This is a genomic window from Terrirhizobium terrae, from assembly GCF_030323265.1.
Classification (GTDB): Bacteria; Pseudomonadota; Alphaproteobacteria; order Rhizobiales; family Rhizobiaceae; genus Neorhizobium.
Window position 1 is genome coordinate 2,052,285 of record NZ_CP104992.1, and the last position, 14,501, is coordinate 2,066,785.

The window sequence follows — 14,501 nt, forward strand, 5'->3', positions numbered from 1 at the left end:
GATCTCCATTGCTGACCGTTCCCTTGCCCCTTCTTGCGGGCCTGATCTTTGTGCTGGTTCTTCACAACAGCCTGAAGGGCGTGGAAGCGCCCGGAAGCCGCCGCTATTTCGCGGCCTTCCTCATCCTCTATGCGCTGCAGGGGCTGATCGTCGGCCTGCATTTCGGCTATGGCGTCACCGGCCTTGCCTTCGTCCAGCCGGTCACGGCTTCCGTCATGCCGCCGCTCGCCTTTCTGGCGTTCCGGGAACTGGCGGGCTTTCCACCGTCCCGTCCCTGGCTCCATCTCTGGGCGCCGCTCGCGGTCGCCATCGCCGTGGCTTTCGTGCAGGATCTCATCGATCCGCTGCTGCTCGTGATCTTCCTCGTCTACGGTCTGGTCCTGTTGCAGTTGACGCGGACGGGAGGCGCCGAACTCATGGCGGAGGCGAGCCTCCAGCGCATGCGACCGGCCCTTCGCGCGGCAAGACTGACTGCCGGTCTGATGTTCCTCTTCGCCGCTACCGACGCTGTGCTCGCCATCTATACCCGGCTCCACGGTGCCGGCAGCGTGCCCTCGTCGTCACGGTGATGAATATTGCCGCACTCGCCGTCGTCGCGGTCTATTACTTCTGGCCGCAAGCCGATGCTGCGCCCACACGCATTGCCGAGACAACAGAACCCGATCCTCGCGACGACGACCTCGTGGCCCGCGCCACTGCAGCGCTGAACGAGAAAGACCTGTTCAGCGACGAAAACCTCAGCCTCGCAAAGATCGCCCGCAAGGCCGGCATCCCGGCCCGCGACCTCTCATCGGCCATCAATCGGGCAACGGGGCAGAACGTCTCGCAATTCGTCAACAACCGCCGCGTCACTGAAGCCTGCCGCCTGCTAGACGAGACCAAGCAGTCCGCCACCTCGATCATGCTCGACGTCGGCTTCTCGACCAAATCCAACTTCAACCGAGAATTCCGCCGCGTCACCGGCATGAGCCCCCGCCAATGGCGTGGGCGCGCTCAGGGTAGTGTGCCGGAGCTCACCGCGTCAGCCGACGCTCTTGACCTCAAAGCCGCGCGGCAACAACTTTGAAACACCCGATCGTCATAATCGGTGGCAAAGGTGCCCCAAATTCGCTAAAGCCTCCCCGGCAAACTGGCACCGGCAGGAACACATGGCCAGACACGAAATTGATTTCTCCGAACTTCTCGACATCGATGCCCTGAAGGCCGAGTGCCGCGCGCTGATGAAGAAGGACCGGCCGCATCTGGAATTGCGGGCCGCGATCCTGCCCGTCATGCGCCGCGCAAGCACGCAGGGACGCGAAAAGGCGCGCGAGCTGCTCAACCGCGATGGCAGCGGCCTCAACTGCGCCGAACGCATTTCCTGGCTGCAGGACCAGATCATCTCCATCCTGCACGAGACGGTCGTCTCCGCCGTGCATCCCGAAGGCCGCGACATCGCGGTTGCCGCCGTCGGCGGCTATGGCCGCGCCACGCTGGCGCCGGGTTCTGATATCGACCTTCTCTTCCTCCTGCCGGAAAAGAATTCGGACGCCATGCGCAAGGCGGTGGAATTCCTGCTCTATGTCCTGTGGGACATGGGCTTCAAGGTCGGCCACGCGACCCGCACCATCGAGGAATGCATCCGCCTGTCGCGCACGGACATGACCATCCGCACCGCGATCCTCGAAAGCCGCCACATCTGCGGTTCCGAGCATCTGGTCGGCCAGCTGGAGACCCGCTTCGACCGGGATATCGTTGCCGATACCGGTGCGGAATTCGTCGCCGCCAAGCTCGCCGAACGCGACTTCCGCCACCAGAAGGCGGGCGACACGCGCTATCTGGTCGAGCCCAATGTCAAGGAAGGCAAGGGCGGCCTGCGCGATCTGCAGACCCTGTTCTGGATTTCCAAATATTATTATCGGGTCAAGGATACGGCCGAACTCGTCAAGCTCGGCGTCTTCTCCCGCACCGAATTGCGGCAGTTCGAAAAGGCCGACGATTTCCTCTGGGCCGTGCGCTGCCACATGCATTTCCTCACCGGCAAGGCGGAGGAGCGTCTGTCCTTCGATATCCAGCGCGAGATCGCGGCGAACCTCGGATACCATTCCCGCCCGGGCCTGTCGGCCGTCGAGCGCTTCATGAAGCACTACTTCCTGGTCGCCAAGGATGTCGGCGACCTGACGCGCATCTTCTGCGCGGCACTGGAGGAACAGCAGGCCAAGGCAGCACCCGGTCTCGCCAACCGCGTCATGTCACGCTTCACCAAGCGCCTGCACAAGATCCCCGGCACGGTCGATTTCGTCACCGATCGCGGCCGCATTACGCTTGCCGCACCGGATGTCTTCACCCGCGACCCGATCAACATCATCCGCTTCTTCCATGTCGCGGATATCCACGGGCTCGAACTTCACCCGGACGCCTTGAAGCGCATGACCCGGTCGCTGTCGCTGATCAATGCCGAGGTGCGCGAGAACGAGGAGGCAAACCGCCTGTTCCTCTCCATGCTGACATCCCGCCGCGATCCGGCCCTGATGCTTCGGCGGATGAACGAGGCCGGCGTGCTTGGCCGCTTCATCCTTGAATTCGGCAAGGTCGTCGCGATGATGCAGTTCAACATGTATCATCACTATACGGTCGACGAGCACCTGATCCGCTCGGTCGAGGCCCTGTCGGAGATCGACAAGGGCGAGGCGAGCGAGGTCCATCCGCTCGCCAACAAGATCATGCCCGGCATCGAGGAGCGCGACGCGCTCTATGTCGCGGTCCTCATCCACGACATCGCCAAGGGCCGGCAGGAGGATCACTCGACCGCCGGCGCCCGCATCGCCAAGAAGCTGTGCCCGAGGCTCGGGTTGAATGCCAAGCAGACCGAGCTCGTCACCTGGCTGGTCGAACAGCATCTCATCATGTCGATGACCGCCCAGACGCGCGACCTGCATGACCGCAAGACGATTACAGATTTTGCCGACGCCGTGCGCTCGATGGACAGGCTCAAGCTGCTGCTGGTGCTGACGATCTGCGATATCCGCGCCGTCGGCCCGGGCGTGTGGAACGGCTGGAAGGGCCAGCTGCTGCGCACGCTCTATTACGAGACCGAACTGCTTCTCTCCGGCGGCTTTTCCGAAGCGCCGCGCCGCGAACGCGCCACCGCCGCAGCGCGTGAACTCGCCACAGCCCTGTCGGACTGGGACGAGGCGGACGCCAAGACCTATTCGGAGCTGCACTACCAGCCCTATCTGCTGGCGGTCTCGCTGGAAGATCAGGTCCGCCACGCGGGCTTCATCCGCGATACCGACCGTGCCGGCCATGTGCTTGCCACCATGGTGCGCACCGAAGCTTTCCGCGCGATCACCGAGATTACGGTGCTTGCGCCCGACCATCCGCGCCTCCTGTCGATCATCACCGGCGCCTGCGCCGCGGCCGGCGCCAACATCGCCGATGCCCAGGTCTATACGACGACCGACGGCCGCGCGCTCGACACCATTCTCATCAACCGCGAATTTGCAGTCGACGAGGACGAGCTTCGCCGTGCCGGTACGATCGGCCGCATGATCGAGGACGTGCTCTCCGGCAAGCGCCGCCTGCCGGAAGTCATCGCGACCCGCGCCAAGGCGAAGAAGAAGACCAAGGCCTTCGACATCCCGCCCTCGGTCATCATCTCCAACGGCCTGTCCAACAAGTTCACCGTCATCGAGATCGAGTGCCTCGACCGCACCGGCCTCCTGGCGGATGTTACGGCAGGTTTGGCCGACCTCTCGCTCGACATCCAGTCGGCGCGCATCACCACGTTCGGCGAGAAGGTCATCGATACCTTCTACGTCACCGATCTCGTCGGCCAGAAGATCACCAACGAAAACCGCCAGAACAGCATCGCTGCGCGCCTCAAGGCAGTGATGTCGGACGACGAGTTCGAGACGCTGGACGGCATGCGGGCGAGCATCGTCCCGACAGGCTCGGAACCGCCGGCACCCCGCAAAAGCAAGGCAAGCGCATGATCATGGACCTGGGTGGCAACCGATGAGCCTCGTCAAGAAGTTCGCGACCGTCGGCGGGGCCACGCTCGGCAGTCGCATCTTCGGCTTTGCCCGTGAGACCGCCATGGCGGCAGCGCTCGGCACCGGGCCGATGGCTGACGTCTTCTATGCCGCCTTCCGCTTTCCCAACCTGTTCCGTCGTCTGTTTGCCGAAGGCGCCTTCAACGCCGCCTTCGTGCCGCTCTTTTCGAAGGAGATCGAGGCGAACGGCGTCGCGGGCGCAAAACGCTTTTCCGAGGAAGTCTTCGGCGTCCTGTTTTCGGCGCTTCTGATCATCACGATCGTCATGGAACTGATGATGCCGTGGCTGGTCCGCTGGATCATCGCCCCCGGCTTTGCCGACGATGCGGAAAAGACTTCGCTGACCATCCGCATGGCGGCTGTCATGTTCCCCTATCTCATGTGCATGTCGCTGACGGCGATGATGAGCGGCATGCTCAATTCGCTGCATCATTTCTTCGCCGCCGCCATCGCCCCAGTTTTCCTCAACGTGGTAATGATCGCAGCGCTCCTATACGGCCTGTGGGTCGGCGCCGATCCGCGGGATATCGCCTGGTACCTGTCCTGGAGCGTGCTGGTCGCCGGCGTGCTGCAGCTTGCCGTCGTCTATATCGGCGTGCGCCATGCCGGCATCAATATCGGCTTCCGCCGCCCGCGCATGACGCCCAACGTCAAGCGCCTGCTCTGGCTTGCTGTGCCGGCCGCCGTCACCGGCGGCGTCACCCAGATCAACCAGATCATCGGCCAGGCAATCGCGTCCGGCAAGGAAGGCGCGATCGCGGCGCTTCAATATGCCGACCGCATCTACCAGCTACCGCTCGGCGTCGTCGGCGTGGCCGTCGGTGTCGTGCTCTTGCCGGAACTGTCTCGGGCGCTGAAGGGCGGACAGTTGAAGGAGGCGGCCAATATCCAGAACCGCTCGATCGAATTCGTCCTGTTCCTGACGCTGCCGGCCGCCGCCGGCCTCTGGGTCCTGTCGGATGCGATCATTCGCGTGCTCTATGAGCGCGGCGCGTTCTCGGCGGAAAATACGGCGGTCGTCGCCGGCATTCTGGCCATCTACGGCCTCGGTCTCCCGGGCTTCGTTATGATCAAGGCGCTGCAGCCGGGCTTCTACGCCCGCGAGGACACCAGGACGCCGATGCGCTTCACCATGCTCGCGGTCGTCGTCAATTCTGGCCTCGCCATTTCGCTCTTCCCGCTTCTGGCCGAACGCGGCATCGCGACCGCCGAGGCGACCGCCGGCTGGATCAATACCGTTCTTCTGTTCACCACGCTCGTCTGGCGTGGCCATCTCGCCTGGGAATGGCAGCTTGCAAAGCGCACGGTGCTGCTGATTGTCTCGGCCGGTATCATGGCCGCGGCGCTGATCTACGCTCTGCCCTATGCCGGCCCCTGGCTGTCACCCGGCTCGCATCTCTTGAGCCAGGTTGCCGCACTCGGCGTGCTCATCGCCATTGCGATGGTCGTCTATTTCAGCGTGGCATTCCTGATCGGCGGCGCCGATCTCGGCATGATCCGCCGCAATCTCAAGCGCAAGCCGAAGGCCTCGGCATAAGGGCGAAGGCGGCTTAACGCCGCCTTGATCAGCTCTCGCCGCCCTTGCTCTTGTTCCTGCGCTTCAGGTTCGCAAGGCTTCCCTTGCCCTTCTTGCCGCAATGGGCCCAGGTCCGGCTTGGGCCGATATCCACATGCACGATGCCGTTACAGTAGCGGCCGATGCCGCCGATGCCCGGCGCGGTGCGGGCGGCCGCCAGGATGCGTTTTTCTGAGACACCCGGCACGCGGATGTCTGCGGCGTAACAGCGGCTATGTTGTGACGTGCCGGAGCGCGGGCGGTGGCCGGATGTCACCATCGGCTTGTGGCCGGTCTGCTTGGCGATATGGGCAAGGATCGCCTCCAGCTTTTCGGGAAAACAGCCGGTGCGAACGCTGACGCGCTGGACGGTATAGAAGGCGGAATAGTCGTGCTTGAAGCTGGTGCCGCGGCGTTTGTCGTTCTTGCCTGCGGCCTCGGCGTTGACGTTCAAACTGAATGCCAAAAGGCAGGCCAGCGCGACGCGAAAAAGATGCGCATGGAAATCCCCTGGGAAAGGACCTGTCCTCAAAACAGGTCGACTTGTGTGTCGGGGTATTTCTTTCTGAAAAGTGACGTGAATAAGGAGCAATTTACTCTAAATTGGGATTTCTTGATCTTAAGTCTTAATAGTCGTTAACCAAGTCTGTGGCGGGTAACGCTTCTATTTGGCGTATACCGCCGTTTTTCTTTGTTAGAAAATTGTTGCAAAACTCAAGGTTGACGCACCTTCGGAGGCTGGCCATAGTTCAGCGGTACATCAGATGATTTCATACGGATGTGGCACTGCCCGACTGGTGCCAGCTCCTCCATAAGAGGCTGTTACCATGTTTGGATTTTCCAAGGACATTTCCCTCTCCAATCCCTTTTCGCGCGCTTCAAGTTCGCGGGGCCAGGACGCCGTCGCGGCGGCTGCGGACAAGAAGGGCAAGTACGACAAGAAGGATGCGCCGCTCGCCATCACCGACATCGTCATGACCTGCCTCGACGTCGCCTTCGGCACGGCGAACGGCGGCCAGAGCGTCGGTTATGCCGGGCTTGCTCAGCATGCAGCCCAAGGCGCACAAAACGGCTACAAGGCCAAGGGCAATGCCAAGATCGAGGTTCCCCCAATCCCCGTTTCGTTGCTCATGGGCACAGCAAGGGCGACATCACGACGGAAAGCCCGGCAACGCTGAAATACCTGCAGCGCCGGCGGATCAAGGAAGTCGGCGGCAACGGCGTCGGCATTGCCGGCTCGGTGGCGGTCGCCGCCTCCATGGGCCATCTCCCGGTCAACGCGCTTTCGATCGCCAAGCAGGCCAACACGACCGGGTCGACAGCCGCGCATCTCACCCAGCTGAAAATCCTGGCGAAAGAAATCGATGCCTTGGATCCCGGTCCGCAGACCGGCGTCTCACTGTCGGAGCTGGTCAGGGAAGTCATCAAGGTAAAAGTCCACAAGTCGGGCATCGAGGGCACCAAGCTTGTGACGGGCTCGATCCCGGTGCTTGGCGAAATCATCACTTCGGCCGTCACCGGTGCCGTAAATGGTGCGACGTCTGCGGCAAAGACCTTCGACAAAGCTTTCCATGCCCGCGATTGCGCCAGTCTTGCGCTGGAGATCCACTGGCTCGCCTACCAGGAGCAGTTCCGGGCCTGGTGCCGCATGCACCGGCTCGATCCCGAAGAATTTCTCGACCGCGACAACTATCTCGCCCGCCGCAAGCCGCCGCGCCTAACCGGCAAGAATCTACGGCAGGCCAATGAGATGCTGCGCGAACACGACCGCCCCCGCGCCTGAAAGGCAAGGGCCTGTCCGCCGCCCGTGAAGCGCTCGAAGCCCATAACCCGCCGGCCAGCCGCCTGCCATCGGCCGAACTCGACCGGGTGGTGCACGAAGCCCGCCAGAGCTTTTATTTCCACCGCGACGCCGGCCCGGCGACGAAACTTGTCGCCGAACTCTTCACCCGCCGCTCGGCACTCGCGGTCCTCGGCAGATACGACGTCGCCGCCCTGATCATGGAACCCGGCGGCTGGGTCGCCCTGACAGACAAGATCTCGTCCTTGTAAGGGGTGTACGGTAGGGCCGGCTCTTTCTCCCCTTGGCGGGGGAGAATGGAATTTCAGCATCTTAGCTTCAGCTAAGTGCTAGAAATTCCAAGAGAGGGGCCTGGTTGCAGAGGACGAACTTGCCCCTCTCCTGAAAAATCTAGCACTTACCTCTTCGAGCTAAGATGCTGATTTTTCTTCCTCTCCCGCAGGAGGGAGAGGAAGGCGCCGCAGAAAATCTTCCCCCACTTCATCCCCGCCCTTTTGCCCCATGCCTACAATCCTCCCGTTCCGCTTCGGCTACACCGGTCAGCATTGCCGGCGAGGTGGGATCGGTGATCGGATGGACCGCAGTGATGCAAGCGGGACACCCGGGGCTGCGCAGAAAATGGTCTGCCTCTCCTTTTATGAGGAGGCGTGCGTGTGTCGCACACAAACCGGCCGGCAGTCCGCAAGGACATAAGACCTGCCGCCCTAGACGGACCGGAGTTGCGTGGAAAAACACACCGAACGGGACACGCCGAGTGTCACATATAAAAATTCAATTCGAGGCACCCGACGTGTCCCGGCCGAAATTCGAAATGCCAAGATCGCCAAGGGCGGACTCTGCCCAATATTCCGCATCTCGTATCACTACCGTTCAGACTCTTTGAAGCCCCGGAGTTTTCATGTCCAGCAATTCGATCTTTCTCGTCACCCTCATCGTCGATGACTACGACCGCGCCAAGGCCTTCTATTGCGACGTGCTGGGCTTCGACTGCACCTTCGACGGGCCGCTGCCGGAGGGCAAGCGCTGGGTCGTGGTCAGGCCGAAAGGCGGGCAGGGTGCTGCACTCCTGCTCGCCCGCGCCGATGGCGACGAGGAGGTGGCCGCGATCGGTAACCAGACGGCCGGTCGCGTCGGCTTCTTCCTGAAGACCGATGATTTTTCCCGCGATCACGGCGCGTTCCAGGCAAAGGGCGTCCGCTTCATCGAGGAGCCGCGGCACGAAGCCTATGGCACGGTCGCCGTGTTTGCCGATCTCTATGGCAATCTCTGGGATCTCATCCAGCATGCCGATGAAACTGCCACTTGATTCCGCCCCGCCGGCTGTGCTTAGAGCGCGGCGTTAGCTACATGGCCCGCGGGCCGCGGCCGCCGGAGATCATCACACCTCTCGGTATCGCGGAATCCAGGGCCTGGGGCCTTCCAACCGCCTGTTCGAGGACATTATGAATAGCTTCAAGCCGCTCGTCTTTTCCGGAGTGCAGCCCACCGGCAATCTCCATCTCGGCAATTATCTCGGCGCGATCCGCAAGTTCGTCGCCCTGCAGGAAAACAACGACTGCATCTACTGCGTCGTCGACCTGCATGCCATCACTGCCCAACTCGTGCATGACGACCTGCGCGGCCAGATCCGTTCGATCGCCGCCGCATTCATCGCCTCCGGCATCGACCCGGTAAAACACATCGTATTCAACCAGTCGGCCGTGCCGCAGCATGCCGAACTTGCCTGGGTGTTCAACTGCGTCGCCCGCATCGGCTGGATGAACCGCATGACCCAGTTCAAGGACAAGGCCGGCAAGGACCGCGAAAACGCCTCGCTCGGCCTGCTCGCCTATCCGAGCCTGATGGCCGCCGACATCCTCGTCTATCGCGCGACCCACGTTCCGGTCGGCGACGACCAGAAGCAGCATCTCGAACTTGCCCGCGACATCGCCCAGAAGTTCAATATCGACTTCCAGGAGAAGATCCGCACGACCGGCACCGGCGTCGACATGGTCGTCGGCGAAGAGCCTATCCACGGTTATTTCCCGCTGGTCGAGCCGCTGATCGGTGGCCCGGCGCCGCGCGTCATGTCGCTGCGCGACGGCACCAAGAAGATGTCGAAATCCGACCCGTCGGACCTGTCGCGCATCAACCTGATGGACGAGCCGGAAGAGATCGCCAAGAAGATCCGCAAGGCCAAGACCGATCCGGAGGGCCTGCCGAGCGAACTGGAAGGCCTGGCCGGTCGCCCGGAAGCCGACAACCTCGTCGGCATCTATGCGGCTCTGGCCGACAAGACCAAGGCGGACGTCCTTGCCGAATTCGGCGGCCAGCAGTTCTCGGTCTTCAAGCCGGCGCTTGCCGATCTCGCCGTCGAGGTCCTGGCCCCGATCAGCGCTGAAATGCGCCGTCTTCTCGACGACACGACCCATATCGACGCGATCCTCAAGGATGGCGGTGAACGGGCCGGCGCCCGTGCCCGCAAGGTCATGGACGAAGTCTTCGACATCATCGGCTTCCTGCGCTGAGCGATCGGTGAAAAGCCGGATCTTCAGTTGAAATGCCGCATCTTCAATTGAAATGAATGTGAGACCCGCCGCCCGGTGCGGCGGGTTTTCATTTTTGCGGGTTGGTATAAGGTCCGCGACGCGACCGCTTCGGTCGGGCATATGGGCCGAAAATACGGGCAATGAGGGGACGCCATGGTTTCCAAGAGACTTTCGCGGCTGGAAGGACACAGGCGCAAATTCATGGCCGTCATCGACGGCACGCCCGAATGCGAGAAGGCGGTCCACTATGCCGGTCGCCGCGCCAAGAATTCCAATGGCGGCCTCGTGCTTCTCTACATCATCCCGGAAGGCGACTTTCAGCAATGGCTCGGCGTCGAGCAGATCATGCGCGCCGAGGCCATGGAACAGGCCGAAGCCGTGATGGCCAAGTCCGCCCAGAAGGTGCGTGAGGCGATCGGTATCGATCCCGAAATCGTGATCCGTGAAGGCAGCGCCACCGAGCAGATCAATGCGCTGGTGGAGGAGGATCGCGACATCGCCGTCCTCGTTCTCGCCGCCGGTTCGGCCAAGGAAGGCCCGGGTCCGCTCGTTTCCGCCATCGGCGGTCGCGGCACGGCTTTCCCCATCCCCGTCACCGTTCTGCCTGATACACTGTCCGACGAGGAAATCGACGCACTGGCATGATCTCGCTATTGACCGGGAGATTGCAAAGGCGCACTTGAACCCAAAGATGAGAAAGTTTATCTTCTTTGGAAGAATTCTAAACTTAGTGCCGCTCGCCGGCCAGGAGCACGACCCATGTTCATTCAGACGGAAACCACGCCGAACCCGGCGACGCTGAAGTTCCTCCCCGGCAAGGTGGTTCTCGAAAAAGGCACGGCTGAGTTCCGCAATGCCGACGAAGCCGACGCTTCGCCGCTCGCCGCGCGCCTGTTCAACGTGCCTGGCGTCACCGGCGTCTATTTCGGCTATGACTTCATCACCGTCACCAAGTCCAATTCGGAATGGCAGCATCTGAAGCCGGCGGTCCTCGGATCGATCATGGAACACTTCATGTCCGGCCAGCCGATCATGGGCGGTGGCTCGTCCATGGCGGAAGATCTGGATGAGGAAGGCGAGTTCTTCGAGGAAGGTGACGAAACCCTCGTCGCCACGATCAAGGAACTCTTGGAGACCCGCGTTCGTCCGGCCGTTGCGCAGGATGGCGGCGACATCACCTTCAAGGGCTTCAAGGACGGCACCGTCTATCTCAACATGAAGGGCGCCTGCTCCGGCTGCCCGTCGTCGACGGCGACGCTGAAGCACGGCGTGCAGAACCTGCTCAAGCACTTCGTTCCCGAAGTGCAGGCCGTCGAGGCGCTCTGACGTCCGGCGAATGCATCCATGATCACCCTGGCCATCGACACCGCGGGAATTGACTGTTCTGCGGCTGTCTACGACGGTTCGTCGAACAAGTTGCTCTCCGCCGTTTCCGAGGAGATCGGCAAGGGCCATGCCGAACGCCTGATGGCCGTCATCGACCACGCGTTGGAAGAGGCCTCGGTCGATCTCCATGGCGTTGGCCGCATCGCGGTGGTCATCGGCCCCGGATCGTTTACCGGCATCCGTGTCGGCGTGGCGGCGGCCCGAGGCTTTGCCCTGTCGCTCGGCATCGAATGCGTCGGCGTCACCACGCTGGAAACGCTTGCGGGCAGCTATCTGGCAGGCAATCCCGGCAACCCTGTCGTCGTGACCATGGATGCCAAGCGCGAGGAAATCTACGCTCAGGCTTTCTCGCCGGAAGGCCTGGCGCTCAACGAAGCGGCGGCACTTTCTGCCGATGGTGTCCGTCAGCTCGTGGCATCCATCTCGGCGCAGGCGACAGGCTCGTGGAGCGGTAACATCTCCGGCGAGGCCTCCGACAAGCCGGCAACGCCGGACCGTTTCGATATCGGCACCGTGGCACGCATTGGAGCGGCCAAGGATGCGGGCGAGGGCAGGCCGAAGCCGCTTTATCTGCGCGGACCGGATGCCAAGCCGCAGACCGGATTTGCGCTGGCAAGAGTGTAGGCGATGTTCGACGACTATCTGAGCTGGAAGCCGTTCTTCGAGGTCGTGCCCATGGAAGGGGCCGATTGCCGCGAGATTTCGGAACTGCACGGGTTCCGCTTCCCGCGCCAGTGGAGCGACGGCGAGTTCCAGAACCTCCTGATGCAGGAAACCGTCTTCGGCTTTGTCGCCCGCCAGACCAATGCCTTCTTTTCGAGGCCCATGGCCGGATTCTGTCCTGAGCCGCGAGGCGGCGGGGAAGCGGAAATTCTGACGGTCGCGGTCTCCGAAAAATTCGGTCGCCAGGGTCTCGGCTGGCGGTTGATGCAGGCGGCATTGCGTGAGGCTTCGTCGCGCGGGGCAGACAGCATGTTTCTCGAAGTCGAGGCGGAAAATGCGGCGGCGGTGGCGCTCTATGGCAAGCTCGGTTTTGCCCGGATCGCCGAGCGGCCGGCCTATTACACAGGGGCCGATGGCAGGCGGACGGCGGCGCTTGTCATGAGCCGAGTTCTTCGCTAGTCCCTACTTTCAACGAACATTCAAGGGGGCCGGGACGTCATGACGGACCTTTCCAAGACACTGGAAGAATTGTGTGCCGAGAAGGGCATGCGCATGACGGAGCAGCGCCGGGTGATTGCCCGGATCCTGCAGGATTCCGACGACCATCCGGACGTCGAGGAGCTGTATCGCCGCTCGTCCAAGGTTGATCCGCGCATCTCCATCTCGACCGTCTACCGAACGGTAAAACTGTTCGAGGACGAGGGAATCATCGAGCGTCACGATTTTCGTGACGGCCGGTCCCGCTACGAGACCGTGCCGGAAGAGCATCACGATCACATGATCGACTTGAACACCGGCCATGTCATCGAGTTCAACTCGCCGGAAATCGAGGCGCTGCAGGAGCGGATCGCCCGCGAACACGGCTTTCGTCTGGTCGGACATCGGTTGGAGCTTTACGGCATCCCGCTCGACAAGGACGACGAGTAGGAACGACCTGCGGTGATCACCAACATCCGGATCGGCCTGATCATCGTCTGTCTCGTGGCGGTCACGCTGGTCCTCTTGCCGTTCCAGCTCGTGGGGCTTGCCTTCGATCTCAAGATCCGCCGCTACGTGCCGCGGCTCTGGCATCGTTCGGCCTGCTGGCTGCTCGGCATCCGCATCCGCACCCACGGCCATCTAGAGCGGCGCCGCCCGCTGATGCTCGCCGCCAACCATGTGTCGTGGAAGGACATTCTCGTCCTCGGCGCTGTCGCCGACGTGATTTTCATCGCCAAGGCGGAGGTGGCGGATTGGCCGATTTTTGGCACCCTCGCCAAGCTGCAGAAATGCATCTTTGTGGTGCGCGAGGAAAAGCGCCGCACCGGTGATCAGGTCAACGAGATTGCCGCTCGCATGAATGCCGGCGAAATTGTCGTCCTCTTTCCGGAGGGCACGACGTCCGACGGCAACCGCCTGATGGAGGTGAAGTCGTCGCTGTTCGGCGCTGCTGCGGCGGCTGCACCCGCAACGCCTGGCAATCTGGTGCATGTCCAGCCCGTGACGCTCGCCTATACCCGCGTTCACGGCATGGCGATGGGGCGCTTCCACCGCCCGCTTGCCGCGTGGCCGGGGGATATCGAGCTTGCCCCGCATCTTCTCGGCGTGATGAAGGAAGGCGCACTCGACGTTGACGTCGCCTTCGGCGATACGATCGATTTCAAGGCGGGCGACAACCGCAAGCATCTGAGCCAGAACGTCACCGCCCAGCTGCGCCGCATGCTGATCCGCCATCTGCGTCAGCGCGAATACGACGCGAATGACGGGGACGCCGATGGCGCCAGCATAAAGTGAACCTATATTGAGTGAGAGGTGTCGTTCGCCATTTGCGGCTGAGCGGCTTTCCTCAAGGCAGCCGGGCCTGAAGTCCAGCCATGGCAGCATCTCAAGCATTTGACGGCATCTGGAAGCATCATGGATCCACTTGGACAGCTGATACACTGGTCGGCGGAATACGGCCTGTTCGGGGTCTTTCTCATCGTTTTTCGGAACGTATCATCCCGATCTTTCCCTCCTACGCCATCATGGCGGCCGTCGGCATCGGCGCGGAATCGGGCGCATGGTCGCCCGCCGCCGCCCTGATCGCCGCGATCGCCGGCAGCTATATCGGCGGGTCTATCTATTATTTCTGCGCCGCGAGCGTGTCCGAAGAGCGCTCGTTCCGCTTCCTCACGCGCTTTGCGCTCCTGTTCGGAACCTCGTCGGACAAGGTGCAGAAGATGATCTCCTATTTCCGTACCAATCAGGCAGCACTGTCCTTCACCGCCCAGCTCGTGCCGACCGTCAGGCTGGTCGCTCCGGCCATTGCGGGTCTCCTCAAGGTAAAGCCCGGTCCGTTTGCGCTGGCGGCTGGTCTCGGCGTCGCCGTCTGGAACTCGCTCTTCTTCTTCATCGGCTATGTCTGCGCGCGCTTTTCCTTCGACGGCAATGTCTCGGAGCTGGCGCTTGAACTGCTGATCGTGTTGATGATCGTGGAAAGCTTGGCCTTCGTGGTCTGGCGCCGGTGGCGCAGACGAAAGATGCCTGCGAGCGGCTGAACCAGGCACGATGCTTCG

General features: G+C 62.3%; 17 protein-coding genes. 16 read left to right on the plus strand and 1 reads right to left on the minus strand.

From position 1 onward, the window contains the following. Positions 1-8: 8 nt before the first annotated feature. The 4 genes from N7E02_RS17830 (at position 9) to murJ (ending at position 5,571) form a co-directional block, all read left to right on the plus strand. A complete protein-coding gene (locus N7E02_RS17830) occupies positions 9-569 on the plus strand; it encodes a hypothetical protein (RefSeq protein WP_286583645.1) in 561 nt (186 codons plus the stop codon). Further along, a complete protein-coding gene (locus tag N7E02_RS17835) occupies positions 569-1,066 on the plus strand; it encodes a helix-turn-helix domain-containing protein (RefSeq protein ID WP_286583646.1) in 498 nt (165 codons plus the stop codon). The genes N7E02_RS17830 and N7E02_RS17835 overlap by 1 nt, the downstream gene beginning before the upstream one ends. 82 nt (positions 1,067-1,148) lie before the next feature. Then, positions 1,149-3,974 carry a [protein-PII] uridylyltransferase gene (locus N7E02_RS17840; protein ID WP_353622903.1) on the plus strand — a complete coding sequence of 942 codons (2,826 nt, stop codon included), beginning with the start codon at positions 1,149-1,151 and terminating at the stop codon, positions 3,972-3,974. Positions 3,975-3,996: 22 nt separating this feature from the next. After that, the gene (gene murJ, locus N7E02_RS17845; protein WP_286583647.1) at positions 3,997-5,571 is read left to right on the plus strand and encodes a murein biosynthesis integral membrane protein MurJ; all 1,575 of its coding nucleotides are present in this window, start codon (positions 3,997-3,999) and stop codon (positions 5,569-5,571) included. 28 nt (positions 5,572-5,599) lie between these two features. On the opposite strand, the gene N7E02_RS17850 is transcribed toward murJ, so the two are convergent. Then, positions 5,600-6,067, minus strand: coding sequence for a YcbK family protein (locus tag N7E02_RS17850; RefSeq protein ID WP_374730731.1), 468 nt, complete (start codon positions 6,065-6,067; stop codon positions 5,600-5,602). A gap of 349 nt (positions 6,068-6,416) precedes the next feature. On the opposite strand from N7E02_RS17850, the gene N7E02_RS17855 reads away from it, so the two are divergent. The 12 genes from N7E02_RS17855 to N7E02_RS17910 all read left to right on the plus strand — a co-directional run bounded on the left by N7E02_RS17855 (position 6,417) and on the right by N7E02_RS17910 (position 14,483). Beyond that, positions 6,417-6,767, plus strand: coding sequence for a hypothetical protein (locus tag N7E02_RS17855; protein ID WP_286583648.1), 351 nt, complete (start codon positions 6,417-6,419; stop codon positions 6,765-6,767). Positions 6,768-6,847: 80 nt separating this feature from the next. Continuing rightward, positions 6,848-7,372, plus strand: a complete 525-nt coding sequence (locus N7E02_RS17860; RefSeq protein ID WP_286583649.1) for a hypothetical protein — start codon at positions 6,848-6,850, stop codon at positions 7,370-7,372. Between the two features lie 89 nt (positions 7,373-7,461). Continuing rightward, positions 7,462-7,641: a hypothetical protein gene (locus tag N7E02_RS17865; RefSeq protein WP_286583651.1), complete on the plus strand. Its 180-nt coding sequence runs from the start codon at positions 7,462-7,464 to the stop codon at positions 7,639-7,641. Positions 7,642-8,288: 647 nt separating this feature from the next. Then, positions 8,289-8,696 carry a VOC family protein gene (locus N7E02_RS17870; protein WP_286583653.1) on the plus strand — a complete coding sequence of 136 codons (408 nt, stop codon included), beginning with the start codon at positions 8,289-8,291 and terminating at the stop codon, positions 8,694-8,696. Between the two features lie 136 nt (positions 8,697-8,832). Then, a complete protein-coding gene (gene trpS / locus N7E02_RS17875; RefSeq protein ID WP_092996555.1) occupies positions 8,833-9,897 on the plus strand; it encodes a tryptophan--tRNA ligase in 1,065 nt (354 codons plus the stop codon). A 174-nt stretch (positions 9,898-10,071) separates the two neighbouring features. Continuing rightward, positions 10,072-10,563, plus strand: coding sequence for a universal stress protein (locus N7E02_RS17880; protein WP_092996558.1), 492 nt, complete (start codon positions 10,072-10,074; stop codon positions 10,561-10,563). A gap of 114 nt (positions 10,564-10,677) precedes the next feature. Further along, the gene (locus tag N7E02_RS17885) at positions 10,678-11,244 is read left to right on the plus strand and encodes a NifU family protein (protein WP_286583654.1); all 567 of its coding nucleotides are present in this window, start codon (positions 10,678-10,680) and stop codon (positions 11,242-11,244) included. A gap of 18 nt (positions 11,245-11,262) precedes the next feature. Beyond that, positions 11,263-11,928, plus strand: coding sequence for a tRNA (adenosine(37)-N6)-threonylcarbamoyltransferase complex dimerization subunit type 1 TsaB (tsaB, locus tag N7E02_RS17890; RefSeq protein WP_286583656.1), 666 nt, complete (start codon positions 11,263-11,265; stop codon positions 11,926-11,928). Between the two features lie 3 nt (positions 11,929-11,931). After that, positions 11,932-12,426 (plus strand): GNAT family N-acetyltransferase, encoded by a 495-nt coding sequence (locus N7E02_RS17895; protein WP_286583658.1) that lies wholly within the window; start codon positions 11,932-11,934, stop codon positions 12,424-12,426. A gap of 39 nt (positions 12,427-12,465) precedes the next feature. Continuing rightward, positions 12,466-12,894: a Fur family transcriptional regulator gene (locus N7E02_RS17900; protein WP_286583660.1), complete on the plus strand. Its 429-nt coding sequence runs from the start codon at positions 12,466-12,468 to the stop codon at positions 12,892-12,894. Between the two features lie 12 nt (positions 12,895-12,906). Next, positions 12,907-13,740 (plus strand): lyso-ornithine lipid O-acyltransferase, encoded by an 834-nt coding sequence (gene olsA, locus N7E02_RS17905; protein ID WP_286583661.1) that lies wholly within the window; start codon positions 12,907-12,909, stop codon positions 13,738-13,740. An 80-nt stretch (positions 13,741-13,820) separates the two neighbouring features. Next, positions 13,821-14,483: a DedA family protein gene (locus N7E02_RS17910; RefSeq protein WP_286583662.1), complete on the plus strand. Its 663-nt coding sequence runs from the start codon at positions 13,821-13,823 to the stop codon at positions 14,481-14,483. The last annotated feature ends 18 nt before the right edge of the window (positions 14,484-14,501 follow it).

Bases quoted from the DNA above. Each gene is read 5' to 3' on its own strand.
- N7E02_RS17835 (WP_286583646.1), top strand. From the start codon at position 569: ATGAATATTGCCGCACTCGCCGTCGTCGCGGTCTATTACTTCTGGCCG.
- N7E02_RS17840 (WP_353622903.1), top strand. From the start codon at position 1,149: ATGGCCAGACACGAAATTGATTTCTCCGAACTTCTCGACATCGATGCC.
- murJ (WP_286583647.1), top strand. From the start codon at position 3,997: ATGAGCCTCGTCAAGAAGTTCGCGACCGTCGGCGGGGCCACGCTCGGC.
- N7E02_RS17855 (WP_286583648.1), top strand. From the start codon at position 6,417: ATGTTTGGATTTTCCAAGGACATTTCCCTCTCCAATCCCTTTTCGCGC.
- N7E02_RS17860 (WP_286583649.1), top strand. From the start codon at position 6,848: ATGGGCCATCTCCCGGTCAACGCGCTTTCGATCGCCAAGCAGGCCAAC.
- N7E02_RS17870 (WP_286583653.1), top strand. From the start codon at position 8,289: ATGTCCAGCAATTCGATCTTTCTCGTCACCCTCATCGTCGATGACTAC.
- trpS (WP_092996555.1), top strand. From the start codon at position 8,833: ATGAATAGCTTCAAGCCGCTCGTCTTTTCCGGAGTGCAGCCCACCGGC.
- N7E02_RS17880 (WP_092996558.1), top strand. From the start codon at position 10,072: ATGGTTTCCAAGAGACTTTCGCGGCTGGAAGGACACAGGCGCAAATTC.
- N7E02_RS17885 (WP_286583654.1), top strand. From the start codon at position 10,678: ATGTTCATTCAGACGGAAACCACGCCGAACCCGGCGACGCTGAAGTTC.
- tsaB (WP_286583656.1), top strand. From the start codon at position 11,263: ATGATCACCCTGGCCATCGACACCGCGGGAATTGACTGTTCTGCGGCT.
- N7E02_RS17895 (WP_286583658.1), top strand. From the start codon at position 11,932: ATGTTCGACGACTATCTGAGCTGGAAGCCGTTCTTCGAGGTCGTGCCC.
- N7E02_RS17900 (WP_286583660.1), top strand. From the start codon at position 12,466: ATGACGGACCTTTCCAAGACACTGGAAGAATTGTGTGCCGAGAAGGGC.
- N7E02_RS17910 (WP_286583662.1), top strand. From the start codon at position 13,821: ATGGCAGCATCTCAAGCATTTGACGGCATCTGGAAGCATCATGGATCC.